General features: G+C 70.9%; 1 protein-coding gene. It reads left to right on the top strand.

The genetic code is table 11. The features are described 5' to 3' along the window. Positions 1 to 122 precede the first annotated feature (122 nt). A complete protein-coding gene (locus tag EZM51_RS20390) occupies positions 123 to 767 on the top strand; it encodes a hypothetical protein (protein WP_136710144.1) in 645 nt (214 codons plus the stop codon). Positions 768 to 908: the final 141 nt, after the last annotated feature.

Below are 908 nucleotides of genomic sequence, written 5' to 3'. Positions count from 1 at the left end.
GCGGCTCAACGTCGAGGGCGAGGATGCCGCGACCATGGCGTCGATCCGCGACGAGGTGCTTGCGCTCATCCGCGGCTGACCCGCGTGACGTCCTGACGACGCCCATTCGATCTGGAGGACCAGTGCCCATCCGCCCCGCCCCGCTCCTGTTGGCCGCTGCGATCACCGTCGCGATCTCGCTCAGCGGTTGCTCGTCGACCCCGACCGACTCCGCGGCTGCCCCTCCCTCCGAGGCGGCGCCGTCGACGGCAGCCCCTGACGCGCCGGCCTCCTCGTCGAGCGCCCCCGAGCCGCCGGCGCCCGACCTTGCCGACCCGAAGACCTGGACGGCGTCTCCCGCAGGCATCGGTCCGCTGCTCGTGGGAGCGAAGTTCGATCGCACGATCACCGCGGTCGGACCGTACGCGCGCACGGAGGGCTGCCCGAATCCCGACGTCATCATGTTCGCCGGCGAGGGGCTTGCACCGCTGTGGATCGCGTTGGACGGAGACACCTCGACGATCGGGAGCGTCATGGTGATGGCATGGCCGTCCAGCGAGGCGACGGAGGTCGCGCCGACGACGGATGCGGGCATCGGGTTGGGTGACAGCGAAGCCGACCTGTTGGCGGCCTACCCCGGCATCCTGCAGACCGCGGAGCGGAACGGATCCGTGACCTACGCGATGCCGGAGGGTTCCTCGTGGCTCGTGGTCGTGGTGAACGCGGGCGTCGTCCACACGATCGCCGCCGCGAACGTGAGCACGCTGCCACCCGAGTACTGCGGCTGACCCCTGCGCGCTCGGGCGTGAGCCCGATCCCGAGTGTGTGCACGCGCATCGTCCAGGCGTTCACCGGGCGTGGTGACTGCGACCGGCTCACGGTGACCGGCGTCACCGCGGGCGACGAGCCGTTCTGGTGGTTCAACGTGC

This window comes from Agromyces sp. H66, assembly GCF_004959775.1.
Lineage (GTDB): Bacteria > Actinomycetota > Actinomycetes > Actinomycetales > Microbacteriaceae > Agromyces.
This window is presented reverse-complemented; position numbering and strand designations above follow the sequence as displayed.